General features: G+C 65.2%; 12 protein-coding genes. 2 read left to right on the top strand and 10 right to left on the bottom strand.

The window, feature by feature from the left end; all coding sequences use genetic code 11:
• Nucleotides 1–187 precede the first annotated feature (187 nt).
• Nucleotides 188–943, top strand: coding sequence for an outer membrane beta-barrel protein (locus PVA39_RS01895; RefSeq protein WP_027904001.1), 756 nt, complete (start codon nt 188–190; stop codon nt 941–943).
• A gap of 125 nt (nt 944–1068) precedes the next feature.
• Complete coding sequence (locus PVA39_RS01890) at nt 1069–1812, top strand: endonuclease/exonuclease/phosphatase family protein (protein ID WP_274122552.1); 744 nt, start codon at nt 1069–1071, stop codon at nt 1810–1812.
• 16 nt (nt 1813–1828) lie between these two features.
• On the opposite strand, the gene PVA39_RS01885 is transcribed toward PVA39_RS01890, so the two are convergent.
• The 10 genes from PVA39_RS01885 to PVA39_RS01840 form a co-directional block, all read right to left on the bottom strand.
• Nucleotides 1829–2725, bottom strand: coding sequence for a peptidoglycan DD-metalloendopeptidase family protein (locus PVA39_RS01885; RefSeq protein WP_093500592.1), 897 nt, complete (start codon nt 2723–2725; stop codon nt 1829–1831).
• 161 nt (nt 2726–2886) lie between these two features.
• Complete coding sequence (locus tag PVA39_RS01880; RefSeq protein WP_274122551.1) at nt 2887–4941, bottom strand: GGDEF domain-containing protein; 2055 nt, start codon at nt 4939–4941, stop codon at nt 2887–2889.
• Nucleotides 4942–4943: 2 nt separating this feature from the next.
• A complete protein-coding gene (locus PVA39_RS01875) occupies nt 4944–5807 on the bottom strand; it encodes an endonuclease/exonuclease/phosphatase family protein (RefSeq protein WP_167363082.1) in 864 nt (287 codons plus the stop codon).
• A 21-nt stretch (nt 5808–5828) separates the two neighbouring features.
• On the bottom strand, nt 5829–6458 hold the full coding sequence (locus PVA39_RS01870) for a thiol:disulfide interchange protein DsbA/DsbL (RefSeq protein WP_093500596.1): 630 nt from the start codon (nt 6456–6458) through the stop codon (nt 5829–5831).
• A gap of 151 nt (nt 6459–6609) precedes the next feature.
• The gene (locus PVA39_RS01865; protein WP_274122550.1) at nt 6610–7215 is read right to left on the bottom strand and encodes a c-type cytochrome; all 606 of its coding nucleotides are present in this window, start codon (nt 7213–7215) and stop codon (nt 6610–6612) included.
• Nucleotides 7216–7562: 347 nt separating this feature from the next.
• The gene (gene tagQ / locus PVA39_RS01860; protein ID WP_093500600.1) at nt 7563–8441 is read right to left on the bottom strand and encodes a type VI secretion system-associated lipoprotein TagQ; all 879 of its coding nucleotides are present in this window, start codon (nt 8439–8441) and stop codon (nt 7563–7565) included.
• Nucleotides 8442–8590: 149 nt separating this feature from the next.
• The gene (locus tag PVA39_RS01855; RefSeq protein ID WP_147175353.1) at nt 8591–10291 is read right to left on the bottom strand and encodes a formylglycine-generating enzyme family protein; all 1701 of its coding nucleotides are present in this window, start codon (nt 10289–10291) and stop codon (nt 8591–8593) included.
• Nucleotides 10284–11480 carry an FtsX-like permease family protein gene (locus PVA39_RS01850; protein ID WP_274122549.1) on the bottom strand — a complete coding sequence of 399 codons (1197 nt, stop codon included), beginning with the start codon at nt 11478–11480 and terminating at the stop codon, nt 10284–10286. The genes PVA39_RS01855 and PVA39_RS01850 overlap by 8 nt, the downstream gene beginning before the upstream one ends.
• A complete protein-coding gene (locus PVA39_RS01845) occupies nt 11480–12196 on the bottom strand; it encodes an ABC transporter ATP-binding protein (RefSeq protein ID WP_274122548.1) in 717 nt (238 codons plus the stop codon). The genes PVA39_RS01850 and PVA39_RS01845 overlap by 1 nt, the downstream gene beginning before the upstream one ends.
• Nucleotides 12196–15222 carry a serine/threonine-protein kinase gene (locus PVA39_RS01840; protein WP_274122546.1) on the bottom strand — a complete coding sequence of 1009 codons (3027 nt, stop codon included), beginning with the start codon at nt 15220–15222 and terminating at the stop codon, nt 12196–12198. Before PVA39_RS01840 ends, PVA39_RS01845 begins: the two co-directional genes overlap by 1 nt.
• Nucleotides 15223–15238: the final 16 nt, after the last annotated feature.

Here is a 15238-nt window from a genome sequence, read left to right as displayed (position 1 = left end):
AACCTTCCCGCAAGTTGACCAAGCGGTCATCTATCGCTTATTTCCGCCATGACTCCGGCCTTCTGAAACAATCACTTACGACCGTTCGTCGGCATATTCGAATACCGCGCAAAGCCGGGCAGTCCACCGCGGGCACCGATTGGATCGGTGTACGCCATCACATGAACAGACTGCCAAGGATTCAGCCATGCGACTCAATGGAATTACCTCGAAAACCGCCCTCGCCCTCTGCCTGGCCGGCGCGTCCCAGGCTTACGCCGACTCCATCACCGACCCGATCTCGACCATCGGCGTAATCGGCTCCCACAACCAGTACAAGCTCACCGTGGATGACGACAGCGACAAGGAGCGCCTGAACCAGGGCGGCCTGTTCTACACCTTCGGCAACAAGCTGACCGGCCAGGAAGGCTTCATCTACCAGGCCGGCATCGAAGGCCAATACCGCGACAAGGACGACGTGGAATACAAGTCGGCCCGTGCCGATCTCGACCTGGGCCTGCGCGCGGCGCTGAGCAGCAACCAGTACGTCGACGTGCTGGTCGGTGGCGGTTACGACTGGGGTCGTATCGAGCAGGACGACGTCGGTCCGCTGGACAGCAACGTCAAACTGACCAGCAAATCGCCGTTCGCCAAGGCCGGCCTGGGCTACAACTACCTGACCAACGACTACACCGTGCGCCTGGAAGTCGGCGCCCGCTACTCGGTGGATTCCGAAGCACGCCTGAAGGTCGATGGCGACAGCGATTCGGTGGACCTGAAGAACAAGGTCAACCCGTATGGTGAACTGAGCGTGCTGTGGAACAAGGGCATCAACAACCTGCCGATCAGCACCAGCCTGTACTACACCCAGACTCGCTACGAGCTGGACAGCAACTCCGAGCTGGCCGAGCGCAGCAAGCTCAAGCAGGAGCAGGTCGGCCTGAAGGTCGGTCTGGCGTTCTGATCACGCTGTTATAAACAAATCGCCCGGCTCGCCGGGCGATTTGCGTTGGGGCCGGCGCATGTCGGCCATGGCCGTCGGGTATACTGCGCGGCTGATCACGCCCCCTCTTCGCACCTGCTGATTCCATGTCCCTGAACATCGCCTCCATCAATATCGAACGTTCCCGCCATCTGGGTCGCGTCGAAGCCTTTATCGACCGTGAACGCCCGGATCTGCTCTGCCTGCAGGAAGTCTGCGAGCGCGACATTGCGTTCTTCGAGGCGCTGATGCGCGCGCCCATGGCTTTCGCCCCGATGGCCCGCTACCCGGACGAAGGCCCGGCCAACGTGGTGGGCGTCGGCATGCTGGCCCGTGGCGAGGCGCTACTCGATGTCACGGCCGAGTACTACTCGGGCAGCCCAGAGCGCATTCAGGAGATGACTTTCTTTGTGGCCGAGGGCCGACGCGTGGCCGACCCGCTGAGCATCGCCGAAGTGCTGCTCAGCGCCACGCTTGGCGGCTTTCGTGTCGCCACTACCCACCTCAACGTCACCCCGCTCGGCAGCTCCACGCCGTACCAGCGCGAAAGCGCCGGCAAGCTGATCAACTTGGCTCAGGCGCAAGCTCAGGCAGCGGGCGGCCTGCTGCTGACCGGCGACTTCAATGCACCGCGCGGTCGCCCCACATTCGACCTGATCGCCGAGCACTTCATCGACGGCGTACCCGCGCACTACACCAGCAGCATCGACGGTTCGCTGCACCGCGCCGGCGAAATTCCGTTCATGGTCGATGGGGTGTTTCACACGCCGGGCTATCGGCTGGAAAACGCCAGACTGAGCACTGGCGTATCCGATCACTGCGCGCTGAGCTGTCGCCTGGGCAAGGCCTGATCGCGAGGCGGATGCGTCAGTCACCGCCCACGGCGAAGTTGGGCAGGCTGTCCACCGGCTGGGCGAATTCGAAAGGGATCGACTCCAGCGCCATGCCGACGTTGCGCTGCACCACGAAGTGCAAGTGCGGGCCGGTACTATTGCCGGTGTTGCCGGAACGGCCGATCGGCGCACCGACTGGCACACGCTGCCCCTCACGCACGCTAACCGATCCCTGCATCAGGTGCAGATAGACGCCCATGGTGCCGTCGTCATGCAGGATGCGTACGAAATTTCCGGATGGGTTGGTGCCGCGCCCGCTCTGGTCGTTCTCGGTCTTGACCACCATACCAGCGCGCGCGGCGATGATCGGCGTGCCCTCGGGCATGGCGATATCCAGAGCGTAACGGCCCTTGGGCGTGAAGTGGCTGTACTGGCCGTTGGCGCCCTGGGTCAGGCGAAACGGGCCGCCGCGCCAGGGCAGCGGATAGGCCTGTTTGATGGGCAGCAACCGCGGGTCGCCCAGGGCGTAGCTGAGTTTCGGGGTGTAGCGCAGCGGCTTGGCCGGGTCCAGCGGCGCCAGGGTGGCCAGGCGAATTTCGCTGCGCGGCGGCAATACCCAGTTGATCGGCTTGCCCGGCGCGCCACTGACGTTGCTCAGTTGCTCCAGCTTGAGCTCCACCTGCACCGGCGCGAACAGGTCGTTGCGCACCAGCAGGGTTTCGCCGGCGGCGTGCTTGCGGGTTTCCAGCTTCACCTGATTGTCGAGCTTCTCGACCATGCGATCGCTGAACACGAACACCTTCGCACCGGGCGCAGCCTGGTCACTGTAGGTGACCACACCATTGGCATCGGTGTATTTGTAGACGGTCAGCGCACTCGCCTGGCAGGCGAACGCGGCGAGCCCCAGCAGCAGTGAGAGGCGCCCTAGCATAAGAAGTCGATCTGGTTATCAAGTGTTCGGCAGGGCAAGACTAGCAGCGCTGTGATGGCCAGGCGACTGCCGGCGCTGCGCTTTGCGACAACCGGCACACGCCGGGCGTGCCTGATGCACAGAAGGGATGAATGGCGGCAAGGTCAGGCCTCGGATGAGGCTCAACCCACCTCGATGCGGTTACGCCCGCCACGCTTGGCGCGGTACAGGGCCTGGTCGGCGCGCTCGAACACCTGCTCGCTACGCTCGGCGCTGCTGAACGCGCTGATGCCGCCGGACAGGGTGATGGTCACCCGCTCGCCCTTGAAGTGGAACGGGCAGTTCTCGATGGCCGCGCGCAGCGTGTCGAGCAGCTTCAGGCCGCCGTCCATAGGCGTGGACGGAATCAGCAGCACGAACTCCTCGCCGCCGAAGCGGGCGATGAAGTCGGTCTTGCGCAGCCGCTTGAACAGCTCGCCAGCGATGATCTTCAACACCTTGTCGCCGGCCAAGTGGCCATAGTCGTCGTTGATGCGCTTGAAGTGGTCGATATCCAGTACCGCCAGCAGCAAGTCGCCGCCGTAACGCTGCAGGCGCGCCAGTTCCAGATCCAGGCGCTCGGTCCAGGCAGCCCGGTTGGGCAGCCCGGTAAGCGGATCGAGCAGCGCCTTCTGGCGCTGCTCTTCGAGGTGATCGCGAAACCCCTTGGCTTCCACCTCCATGCTGGCCACCCGGTCGACCAGAATCTGCAGGCGCTCACCGACTTGCAGCTCGCGGGCATCGCGCTGCTGCTGGTACTGGCTCATCGTGCCAAGCAAACCGCTGAGGCGGCTTTCCACCAGCTCCTTTAGGTTGTTCAGATCGGTGGCCTCTTGCACACTGCTGTGCAAGCCGTCGACCTGCTGGCGCAGCTCACTGTCCAGACTACGCGCCGCCTCAGCGGATTCGGTGTAGTCGGTATGGACGTCTTGCAAGCTGCCCTGGAAGGAGGCCAAGCGCTCGTTAAGCTGCTTGAGGTAGCCCTCGAACTCGCGCTGGCCAACATCGGCGATCGCCAGCATCAGCACGGCCAGGTCATCGAGTACCGGCACCAGCTCGTACATGTTCAGGCCAGCGGTGATGCGCTGGCGCAATGCATCGGCCTGGCCCTGATGGCGCTCGGGCAGCGGCAACTCCTCAAGCAACTTGAGCAGGCTGCCTTCCACATGGCTGGCGATGGCGCTGTAGCCCGGCTCGGGCGCCGGCGGCAAAGCATATTCAGGATCAGCCGTGACAACGATGTCGGTAGCGACGGCAGCTTCGGCTGTCGTCTCCTGGGCCTGCTGCGCTACTGGAATCTGCTCTGCCGTAACCTCTGTAGAAGCTTCGGCCTCAGGCGACGGCATCAGCAAGGCGGACGACAGCGGCAGGCTGTCCAGCATCACACGGCTGACCACAGCAGGCGCGCTGGCAGAGACGGGGGCTGGGCGAATGGCAGGCTGCGGGAAAGCTTCCAGCGATGGCGATGGCGATGGCGATGGCGAGACAGTTTCGGCGGTAACCGCAGGTACGTTCTCCGCTTTGGCAGTTACGGCTTGCGCTTGCGGCTCAGCCATCACTCGCCCAGTCACTGACTGCTCGACAGATTCGTCGTCGGCAGTCGTCGCCGCCTGCTCGCCCACTGCCACCGGCGCAGCAGACGCGTCCGGCTCGGCGTTGGCCGCCGGGCTGGCATTGTCGCGGCTACCGAAAAGCCGCTCGATAAAACCCGGACGTTCGACCTGCTCGCCGCCCAGCGCCTGCAAGGCCTGCTGCTGTAGTTGGCCGAGCTCGGCCAGCAGCGCCGGCATTTCCCGCGACTGCCGGGCGCGCTGCTCGACCTGTTTGGCAAAGCGCTTGAGCGGCTTGCGTACATCGCTCGGCAAATCCGTCTTCAACAGCTGCGCCACCAGGCTCGCCATGCCGCTGGCGACCTGCTCGATGCGCTGCTGACGGCGTTGCTCGGAATCCAGAACGGTCTTTTCCAGGCGCGGAATCAGTGCGCTGAGGCCGGCGTCCATGTCATCACGACGCAGCAATTCGCGCAGCTCCTGCATGCACTGGTCAACCGATTTGTCAGAGCCCTCGGCCGCCAGACTGCTGCGCACCAGGCCACGCCGCAGCAGGTCGACACGCATGTCCCAGCGGCGCTCGAGCTTTTCCTGCTGCTCGATATTGGCAAGGTACTTCTCGCGCCAGCGTTTGGCGTCGTCGGCCATGCTCAGGGCTCCTGCACACGGGGCGTCAACGAAGGCGTGAGGGCATTGGGCAGGCGAATCTCCACAGCCACCGGCAGGTGGTCGGAGATCGGCTGGGCCAAGACCTGGAAGCGCTCGAGCTCAAGGCCCGGGCTGAGCAGAATATGGTCGAGGCAGCGCTGCGGGCGCCAGCTCGGAAAGGTCGCCTCGACCTGGGGTGCGAGCAGGCCGAGATCGCGCAGCGGCGAATGCTCAAGCAGGTCGATGGCGTGGGTGTTCATGTCGCCCATAAGGATCTGGTGTCGATAGCCGCCGATCAGCTCACGGATATAGGCCAACTGCCGGGTGCGGGTACGCGCGCCCAGCGCTAGGTGCATCATGACCACGGCGATGGCATCGTCGCCCTCGCCGATACGCAGCAGGATCGCCCCGCGACCGGCCGGGCCGGGCAGCGGGTGATCTTCCAGCAGGGTCGGTCGCAAGCGACTGAGCAGACCATTGCTATGCTGGGCGAAACGCCCCAGGTTGCGGTTGAGCTGCTGGTACCAGTAGGGAAACTCGCCCATGCGCGCCAGGTGTTCAACCTGGTTGATGAAGCCGGAGCGCACGCTGCCACCGTCGGCTTCCTGCAGGGCGACGATGTCGTAATCGCCAAGCAGCTCGCCGATGCGCTGCAGGTTACCGGCACGGCCCTGATGCGGCAGCAGGTGCTGCCAGCCGCGGGTCAGGTAATGATGGTAGCGCTCGGTGCTGATGCCGACCTGGATGTTGAAACTGAGCAACCGCAAGCGTCCGTCCTGCGGCCACTCGCTGTCAGGCGTGCAGTCCGGGTTGACCTGTGGATCGCACAGGCCAGCCTGACGGGGCATCGAGCGGCGACGCAGCATGGCAGGCGCTCCGGAGGTCGATTACTTGGCGGCGCGCTCTTTGGCGATCAGGAAGTCGGCGACCTGCAGGGTCTGCTCCGGGCCGCCCGAGCTGGAGATATCGAAACGGTACTTGCCGTTGACGATCATCACCGGCACGCCGTTGATCTGGTAGGCCATGGCCAGTTTCTTGGCCTTCTCCATCTGGCTCTTCACGCCAAAGGAGTTGAAGGCCTTGAGGAAGGCGTCACGATCGATACCCTGGGTGACCAGGAAATCAGCCATTTCTTCCGGAGTAGCCAGTTTGCGGCCTTCCTTATGGATGGCGCGGAACACGGCGTCGTGAACCTGGTGCTCGACCTTCATGCTTTCCAGGGTGATGAACAGCTGACCGTGAACGTTCCACAGGCCGCCGAACAGGGCAGGAATGCGCACGAAGTTGACGTCGGACGGCAGCTTCTCGATCCAGGGATTGAGAGTCGGCTCGAACTGGTAGCAGTGCGGGCAGCCGTACCAGAACAGCTCGACGACTTCGATCTTGCCGGGTTTGGAGATTGGGACCGGGTTGCTCAGCTCGACGTACTGTTTGCCAGCCTCGATATCGGCGGCGTGGGCGGTAACACCGAACAGGCTGGCAGTGGCCAGAAGCGCGGAGAGGATCAGATTACGCATGCATGACTCCTAACGATGAAGGTGCTGCGGACAGCTCTGGTTCGACTGGTCGCCACCCGGCAGGTTCCTGACATTGTAGCGGGCTCACCAACGAAAAAGGGTGGCCTTCGCCACCCTTTTTTTCACCGTCTGGCAAATGCCGATCAGCGCCTCAATGCAGGCCTTGAATGTAGCTCGACAGGGCCTCGATATCCTTGTTGCTGAGCTTGGCGGCGATGTCGCGCATGATCATCGCGTCACCGTCGTTGCTGCGCTCGCCCTCGCGGAAGGCGCTCAGTTGCTTGGCGATGTAACCGGCGTGTTGGCCGCCCAGGTGTGGATAACCCGCCGTGGCGATACCGGCGCCGTCGGGCGCGTGGCACCCGGTACAGGCCGGCATGCCTTCGGCCAGCTTGCCGCCGCGAAACAGCGCCTGGCCGCGCTCGACCTGGGCCGGATCGGCCGCCCCCACGCTGATCTTCTGACTGGCGAAGTAGGCGGCGACGTCGGCCATGTCCTGCTCGCTCAGCGGCTCGAGCATGCCGGTCATTTCCACCACTGGCCGGGCGCCGGATTTGATGTCCTGCATCTGCTTGAGCAGGTAGCGCTCACCCTGGCCGGCCAGTTTGGGGAAATTGACCAGCGCGCTGTTGCCATCGACGCCATGACAGGCCCCGCACACCACCGCCTTGGTCTGCCCTGCGGCCGGGTCACCCGCCGCCTGGGCAGCCCCGACCAGGCCCAGCGCCAGCAGCAGACTCACTATTGTCTTGTTCATCAGCTCATCCAAACGGCTAAGAGAAGTGTTTTGAACCGGGGCGTTCCGCCCGCTGCGTCAGGCACGGCGGTGCGGAAATACTCAAGCCGCGCGTTTCTGCACGAACCTTGGGGCGGTATGGGCGGATGCAAACGCGACGATTAGCACGTTACTCCAGCCCGGCACCCTAACAGCCTGGTTACCCACTCGGCACCCGCCATGATTGCCCAGCAAGGCAGGCGCGATAATGACCGGCATCAATCCCCCGTGCAGATTACCGTTCAATTCGCCCGCCCAACTGACAACAAAATAGAAATGCCAGGCATAAAAAAACCGCGCCAGGCGCGGTTTCTTCGATGGGACGTGGATCAGGCCTTGCAGCTGGCCGGTGCCCAGTCGCCCATGTCCGGGTTGTTGCACACGTCGCTGACCAGCGTACGGCCACGGCTGGCCACCTGCTGGCTTTCCTTCTGCTTGGCCTGGGCCTTCTGCAGCGATTGCTCGGTGGTGATCACTTCCTTGGTGACCTTGGCAGTTGGCTTCGGCTGCTTGGCAGTGGCCACCTTGGTCACTTCCTTGCGCTCGACGCCCACGGTCTGCAGGTCTTTCTCGTAGGCCTGGGTGTAGGTGTTGACGTTCTCGCCGGTGCGGCCGTCGACCTTGGCCAGCAGCGCGTTGGTCTCGCTCAGGCCGCTGACGATCTCGGCCAGGCGCTTGCGGCCATCGGCGTCGCTGATCTTGTTGGCCTTGCGATCAGCGCGCAGCTGGGTAAACGCCTGCTGATAGCAGCTCTGCGCAGCGCTGGCGTAGCGGATGTTGCGGTCGATGTTCTGGTTGTTGGTGTCGATGTCGGTAGCGTAGGAGGCCAGGCGTGCATTGTCGTCGCTGATCTGCTGCTGACGCTGGTTGTAGTACGCCAGGGCGCCACCGGCCAGGGCGCCACCGGCAGCACCGATGGCGGCATTGCGGCCACGCTTCTCGTCATCGACCAGGGCACCACCGATGGCGCCCATCAGGCCGCCGGTAACGGCGCCGATGGCCACGCTGCGGCTCATCGCTTCGTCGGAGCTGCGCAGCTGGGTGACCGGCTCGTAGCACTGCGGGAAGTATTCGGCCTTGGTGGTCGAGGCGACCTGGGAACTTGGCGAACCGGCGCAGCCGACCAGCAACACGCTGGTGCAGGTGACGGCAGAAAGCAGCGCAGTGCGTATCGAGGAAAAAGCGGGAGCCTTGTTGAAAGTTTGCATCGTCGTCGATCTCGTACTTGAGTGAGCGTTTATTCCATTCAGGCGGGGCCGGGTGACACCACCTGCGTTGTCACGGCTAACGCCGTTGATTTGCACAATCGGCACCGGCCGCTCGCCAGTGCCTTTATCCGTAACGGCTGGCAACCCGATCAGGGTGCCAGCAATTGCTTGAGAATCACATCCGCATCCGCCTTGCGGTTCTTGCGGTATTCGCCCACGTGACGCACGAACAAGGTGGCACGGGTGACCAGGCTCTTGCCCAGTACCGGTTTGCGCGCCAGCTCTTCCTTGGTGCGCTGGAACTGCGCCTGGATCACCGCATCGCTGTAGCGCGTGCCGTTGGCCAGGTTGTCGATGTAAATCGCCAGAGCACCGTCCAGAGCGCTCTGCCCATTGGCCATGGCCGCTTCGAACAGTTTCGCCGAGGCTTCGTCCTTGGCGCTGCGAGCCTCGTCACGGCTCTTGCGAAGATTGGTCAGGCGAATGTTGTAGTTGTTGATCGTTTCGGCCACCAGGGCTGCCGACTGAATCAGGTTGCCGGCGGCATCCTCACGCTGCTTGGCGATCAGCGAGACGCTGCGCTTGAGCTCCTCGTTGACGATCCCCAGGCGATCACGCAGCTGCGGATCGTCGCTGTTGGCGATCAGCCCATCGAGCAGTTTGGTGGCGTCCTGGTCTTCGTCGATCTCATCGGTAAGCGTGCTGACTCGTCCTTCGTCCTTCCATTGTGCAAACAGTTCCTTGTATCGCGAACGCGGCGCAGAAAGCGCGCCGATGGCCACCCGAAAACCGGTGGTCTCGTTGCGCTGCTCGGTACCATCGGCGGCGAACAGCGGGTACTCTCGGCGCATGCCGGTGAACAGGGTCATCTCGCCTTCCAGGTAGTTGCCGCCCTTGACCACGAAGCCGCCGTAGGTGCCCTGGCGGCGCCCGGCGTGTACCAGCTGGAAGGATTCCTGAACCATTTCCGCGGCGTTGCCGATGACGTCAAACAGGCCGACCGGGTTGGGCTTCTTCAGGCCGATGGGCAGCAGTCGCGCATTCTGTCCGGTGCCGCCGGCGACCTGGTTGAAGACTGCCCAGTCGCCCAGCGGGCCGTCACTCTCGCTGCCCTCCACCGGGCGCGGGAACAGCCGCGCTTCCAGCTGCTGCCGGCTTACCGCGTGACCACCGCGGGCCGCGTATTCCCATTCCACTTCGGTGGGCAGGCGCACGAAGGCCTGACCGCCATCTTCACCCTTACCAGTGCGCCCGCTGATCGGCAGCAGGTCGCGATGGTGTTTCAGCAGCCAGGCGCTATACACCGCGGCGAAACGCTCGGCGTCGAAGCGCGACAGGTTGACCTTGGGCAGCCGCGCCGCCATCCCGGAAGCCGCCTCGCAGGCCGGCGGTTCGCCCTCGCCTGCCAGCGACGGCGCCTGGGCCATCACCAGGTCGTACTGGCGCTGGGTTACTTCGTATTTGCCGATGAAGTACAGCATTGGCTTGAGTGGCGTCACGCCGTCGGCCTTGGGCAGCTCGCCGCGCACTTTGGCCTGCCAGTCCTTGGACAGATCGCTGAGGGTGAACTGGCCATTGATGTAGTCGCGCCGGTAACCGGAAATGAAGGATTGCTGATAGCCGGGCTCACCCTCGCTGAACGGGTAACCGAGGGTCACTTCGTGATCGTCCAGCGCGCCTTTGGCCAGCACGTAGACGTAACGGAACACCATTTGCCCGTCGCAAGGCAGCGGCAGGCTGACGTCACCGGCCAGCGGCTTGGGGTTGTAGAGCGGATCGGCATCGGGCTCGGCCCAGGCAGCGCCGGCCAGGCACGAGAGAACCAGGGTGGCGCTGAGCACCTTATACATGACGCAATCCTTCCGAGGCTTCCAGGTGAGCCGCCCGCCAGCCACCGGCAGCGGCGGCGAGCACGCAGCACAGCAGAGTAGCCATCGCTGCGAGCAGATAATGGGAGAGCAACAGTCGGCAAGCATATTCGCCCGGCGCCGACTGGAACAACAGGTTCAGCCCGCTGGCGGCCAAGCCGTATAGCAGCGCCGAGAGCGCCAGGGCGGCGATGCCGGTATACAGCGCCTGCAGCACCACGAACGCGACCAGCGCCACGGCCGGGAAACCCAGCAGCCGCAGCACCGCCAGCTCATGGCGTTTGCGCGCCACCGCGCCAAGGGTGCCGGCGGCCAACGCGGCGAAGGCGCCGGTCAGGGACAGGCAGGCCACCGACCAGAACACCCACGCCAGATTACGGCTCAACGCCCGCACCTGAGCGACCGCCTCAGCCTGGGTAGCTACCGCCTGGTGCGACTGCTGGAAGTACTGGCGCAGGCTTTCCACGCCATCCAGATCCCGGGCGTACAGGCGGAAACTCGGGTAGATGCGCTCGCGCTGCGCGCCCGGTTGCTCGCCCGGCCAGCCAAATGCCGGAACCGCCAGGCCGTCACGATAATCCTCGGCGGCCTCCAGCAGGCTCAGGGAGGCAAACAGCGCATCCCGGGAAAAGGCCGTTACCGGCAGCACGGCCTGCACCCGCAGGCTGACCTGGGCCACTTGCGGCTGACCGGCCACGCTTCGTCCGAAATTGGCCGGCAGGTCATCACCTGCTGCCACGCCGAGCTTTTCCGCTGCGCTCTGGCTGAGCAGCACGGCATGTTCATCTGCAGGCGCCGGCCGGCCATCGAGCAGCGGATCGCCGTTCGCAGTTGGCAGCATTTCCACGGTGAGTATCTGCGCCGGGCCCTGCAGGTCGGCGGTCGCGGCGATCTGCCGGGTACGCGGAATCACGAAACCGACATCCTTGCGCAAAGCCAGTGCCTCAATGCTCTGCAAATTGAAGCGGGCGCCGCCCAGAGGGATGATTTCGCGCACCGCCGGGTCGCGTTCCAGGCGCTCGGTCAGGGTGGTGACCAGGCCGAACTTGAGGCCGAACAGCACCAGCAGCGGCGCAATGACCGCGACCAGAGCGAGTATCGCGCACCAGGATAGCCGCGCGTCGCAACGATAGTCCTGCCAGGCCAGGCGGGCGAACAGCGCCAGGCGCATCAGCCGCACTCCGCCAGCCGCGCGACCACCAGCCCGTCGCCCTGGGGCTCGACCTGCAGTTGCATCGGCGTCAGGCCGTAGCGTGCGGCCAGCGCCTGATCGTGAGTGGAAATCACCAGGCACAGGTCTCGGGCAGCGGCCTGCTCGACCAGCAACTGCATGACCCGCTCGGCGTTCAGTGGATCGAGCGATGCTGTCGGCTCGTCAGCGAGCACGATGGCCGGCTGATGGGCCAGCGCCCGGGCGATGCTCACGCGCTGGCGCTGGCCGACCGACAGGCGCCCCGGCTGGCGGTCGAGCAGATCGGCGATGCCCAATTGCTCGGCCAGTTGCTCGACGGCGTCGCCCAGCGGCAGGCCGAGCAGCTCGCGGGGCAGCTGGATATTGCCACGCACGCTGAGAAAGCCCAGCAACCCGCCGGTCTGCAGCACATAGCCAAAGGCCCGGGCGCGCAGTGCGGCCAGTTGGTCATGCCGGCCCTGGCGCCATAGCTCGGCGAGGTCGAGCGACTGCGCGCCGTCGTTCCAGCACTGGACGCCGCCCGGGTCGGGCGATAGCACCAGGGCCAGCAGGTCGAGCAACGTGCTCTTGCCACTGCCGCTGGTGCCGATCAAGGCGATGCGTCGTCCGGCGCGCAGCTGCAGCACCGGGATTTCCAGGCGATAGCGCTGCCCGTCGACACCGCGGGTCTTGCTTATCGCCTCGAGGCTGAGCATCAGGGCAACGTCGACAACGGCACGCGATACAGCGCGTCGCCAGGTGCGGCATCGCCGAAACGAACCCAGTTGGCCGTGTCGTTGTGGAAGGTTTCGTAGAGGCGGATCTTGGAATCCAGCTCGTCGATGAAATCTTCCTGCTCGGCGACGCTGAGCGACAGCCACAGGTCCTGGCTCATGTTCAGCACCTTGCTGCGGTACGGCAGGCCGTCCAGGTATTCGCCGAGCACGCCGCTCTGCGCTAGGTTGCCGCCCTTGACCAGGGCCGAGGGGTCGCGGCTCATGTGCGCGCTGGCGCTGGCGATTTCCTGGAAGAAGTCCTTGGGTGAACTCTGCGTACGCCGCGCCGCGTCGACCACCATGCGCAGCGACTGCTGCAGATCGTTGAGCTGCAGCTTGGTGAGCAGCACGCAGACCTGGAAGGCCGGCAGCGCCGGGTCGGTAATGTCGCGATCGCTGGTCCAGGCGGTGACCACCCGAGGCGCGCGGGCCTGGCTCTGGTGGCCGAGGAAATCCATGTGCATGGCGTAACCGACCGCCGCCGACTTGTCAGCGATGCTCGAACCACCTTTGGGTTCGGGCAGGCTGCTGTCGGTGCGCACCTTGTGCACCAGGTCGGCGAAGGCGTTGCCGATCTGCGACACGCTCTGCCCGAAAGCGTTGACGTCGCCGCCAGCTACCGGCACGTACAGGTCGCCGATGCGCGGGTTGGGGTCGGCGGTCAGGCTGCGGTATTGCTGCTCGGCGAAGCCATGGTTGCGCTTGCCGGCCGGGGTTTTCAGGTGCAGGGCGTAGATCTTGATCTGCTTGCGCAGGGCGGCCTCGCGCACTTCGGCCTCGTTCATCTGGGTCAGGCCCAGCGGGTCGCTCTTGCGCAGCGCGCCGGCATCGCTGACCAGCAGGATCAGACGGCCGCCGTAGCCATTCCAGTCCATGCCGTCGACCGCCTGCATGACGCCGGCGAAGGCGTCTTCGTTGAAGTCGTGGCTGGACACGTCGGTGGCCTTGATCTGCTGCGCCAGTTGCAGGAAGCGCTCGGGATCGCGGCCCTGCTCCAGGCTGACCAGGGTCTTGGCGGTGTACTCCAGGCCCGGGGTCTTGCTGGTGTTGCTGCGGAAGCCGACCATGCCGAAGCTGACGCTGTCCAGGTCGCCGCGCTTGGCGATCTGCCCCTGCAGCTCGTGCACCACGTCGCGCACGCGGTCGATGTAGGGCTGCATCGACACCGAAGTGTCGACCACCAGCACGATGGCCGTCCTGAAGCCTTCCGGCATCGCCGCTGGCGTGCTGTCGGCCGCGCCTTGCGGGGCGCTGCCCGGGTCGATGGAGGCGACGTTGAGCAGTTGCAGCGGCTGGCCGTTGGCGTCGAAGGTTTCCTCGGAGTCGAAGATCGGCAGCAGGTAGAACTGATCCTGGGGCACGGCGCTACCGCCCGGCTCGACCGCCACCACGTTGTGGCCGGTACCCTTGAGCGCCTCGCGCAGCGCTTCGCGAGCCCGCGCCGGCTCGGCCAGCAGTTGCTCCAGGGCCGAGGCATCGCGCACGAACATCACCGGCGAACGGCCGGAGCGTTCGGTGAACTTGAGCACCAGGCTCTGCTTCCAGTCGCTGACCGCATTGGCCGGCAGCCAACCGTCACGTCGGCCATCGGTGGACGCGCCGATCTGCAGCCAGGGTTGGCCGTCTATGTCCTGGCGGGCGTAGACGTAGAACACCGAGAACGCCGGCATGTCCTTGCCACCGCTGCTGCCAGCCGCATCGGCCAGCTTGGCGCCCGGCTTAGTCAGCACGCGCTGGAATAAGGTCTTCTTGCCGGGCATCAGCAGCGGGCGATCACCGCCGTCGCTGTCGGCCACCGCCGAGATCGGCCCGGCCTCGCCGCTGGGCTGGGCCAGTGCCTGGGACTGGCTCTGGGCCGGCTGGTCGGCCACCGGCGGCGCAGCAGGCCCCGCTACATCCGAGCCGAACAGCCAGTAGCCGCAACCGGCCAGCAACAGCACGCCCGCCAGGGAGGCGCCGAGAATCAGCGGTTTCCTGCTGACGCCGGCATTGCCCTGGCGCACCGAAGAGGCCAGCGGCGAAGGCTGCGGGCGCGGCGCTGCCGTGGGCTCGGCGGCGGGTGCATGGGTGGGGATGTCCACGGTCACCGGCGCCAAGGGCGGCTGGCTGATGTCGCTGGTTTTTTCGGCCCCTGGCAGCACCAGCGGCTGGAACAGCGTGGCATCGTCAGCGGGCGACTCCAGGCGATCCAGGGCAACGATCAGCTCGGCGGCGTCGGCGAAACGTGCACTGGGATCCTTGGCCAGCAGGCGCTCGAGGATCGGCTGATAGCGGCCATGCACCATGGGCAGCGCCGGCAGCGGCTCGGTCAGGTGCGCCAGGGCCGTGGACAGTGAATCGCTGCCGGTATAGGGCAGCTTGCCGGTGAGAATTTCATAGAGCACCACGCCCAGGGCGTAGAGGTCGGCACGGCCATCGATGTCCAGGCCGCGGGCCTGCTCGGGGCTCATGTAGCTGGGCGTGCCAACGGCGAAGCCGGCCTGGGTGAACTGGGTGCGATCGTCCAGCGCCTTGGCGATGCCGAAGTCGCTGAGCACCGCGGTGCCGTCGGCGCGGAACAGGATGTTGGCCGGCTTAACGTCGCGGTGCACCATGCCCTGGGCATGGGCATACCCCAGGGCCGAGGCGATCTGACGGATCCACACCAGCCCCTGGTCGATGCTCAGCCCCGCGGCGATGCGCTCCTTGAGCGTGCCGTTGGGCAAGTATTCCATGGCCATGTAATAGAGGCTGCCGACATTGCCAATGTCGTGGATGGTCACGGTATTGGGGTGCGACAGCCGCGCCAGGGTCCTGCCCTCGCGCAGGAAGCGCTCGCAGAAGGTCGGGTCGGCGGCCAGCGAGGCGGCCATCACCTTGAGCGCCACCTTGCGGTCGAGGGAGCGCTGGGTCGCCAGGTAGACCACGGCCATCGCGCCATCGCCCAGCTCGCGTTCGATGTCGTAACCCGGTATTTGCATGTCCATGCTGTCTGGTCTTCCG

The organism is Pseudomonas sp. CNPSo 3701 (assembly GCF_028674975.1).
GTDB lineage: Bacteria > Pseudomonadota > Gammaproteobacteria > Pseudomonadales > Pseudomonadaceae > Aquipseudomonas > Aquipseudomonas straminea.
This window is presented reverse-complemented; position numbering and strand designations above follow the sequence as displayed.

Excerpts from the sequence above, each read along its gene's own strand:
- PVA39_RS01895 (WP_027904001.1), top strand. The coding sequence starts at position 188 with ATGCGACTCAATGGAATTACCTCGAAAACCGCCCTCGCCCTCTGCCTG.
- PVA39_RS01890 (WP_274122552.1), top strand. The coding sequence starts at position 1,069 with ATGTCCCTGAACATCGCCTCCATCAATATCGAACGTTCCCGCCATCTG.
- PVA39_RS01885 (WP_093500592.1), bottom strand. The coding sequence starts at position 2,725 with ATGCTAGGGCGCCTCTCACTGCTGCTGGGGCTCGCCGCGTTCGCCTGC.
- PVA39_RS01880 (WP_274122551.1), bottom strand. The coding sequence starts at position 4,941 with ATGGCCGACGACGCCAAACGCTGGCGCGAGAAGTACCTTGCCAATATC.
- PVA39_RS01875 (WP_167363082.1), bottom strand. The coding sequence starts at position 5,807 with ATGCTGCGTCGCCGCTCGATGCCCCGTCAGGCTGGCCTGTGCGATCCA.
- PVA39_RS01870 (WP_093500596.1), bottom strand. The coding sequence starts at position 6,458 with ATGCGTAATCTGATCCTCTCCGCGCTTCTGGCCACTGCCAGCCTGTTC.
- PVA39_RS01865 (WP_274122550.1), bottom strand. The coding sequence starts at position 7,215 with ATGAACAAGACAATAGTGAGTCTGCTGCTGGCGCTGGGCCTGGTCGGG.
- tagQ (WP_093500600.1), bottom strand. The coding sequence starts at position 8,441 with ATGCAAACTTTCAACAAGGCTCCCGCTTTTTCCTCGATACGCACTGCG.
- PVA39_RS01855 (WP_147175353.1), bottom strand. The coding sequence starts at position 10,291 with ATGTATAAGGTGCTCAGCGCCACCCTGGTTCTCTCGTGCCTGGCCGGC.
- PVA39_RS01850 (WP_274122549.1), bottom strand. The coding sequence starts at position 11,480 with ATGCGCCTGGCGCTGTTCGCCCGCCTGGCCTGGCAGGACTATCGTTGC.
- PVA39_RS01845 (WP_274122548.1), bottom strand. The coding sequence starts at position 12,196 with ATGCTCAGCCTCGAGGCGATAAGCAAGACCCGCGGTGTCGACGGGCAG.
- PVA39_RS01840 (WP_274122546.1), bottom strand. The coding sequence starts at position 15,222 with ATGGACATGCAAATACCGGGTTACGACATCGAACGCGAGCTGGGCGAT.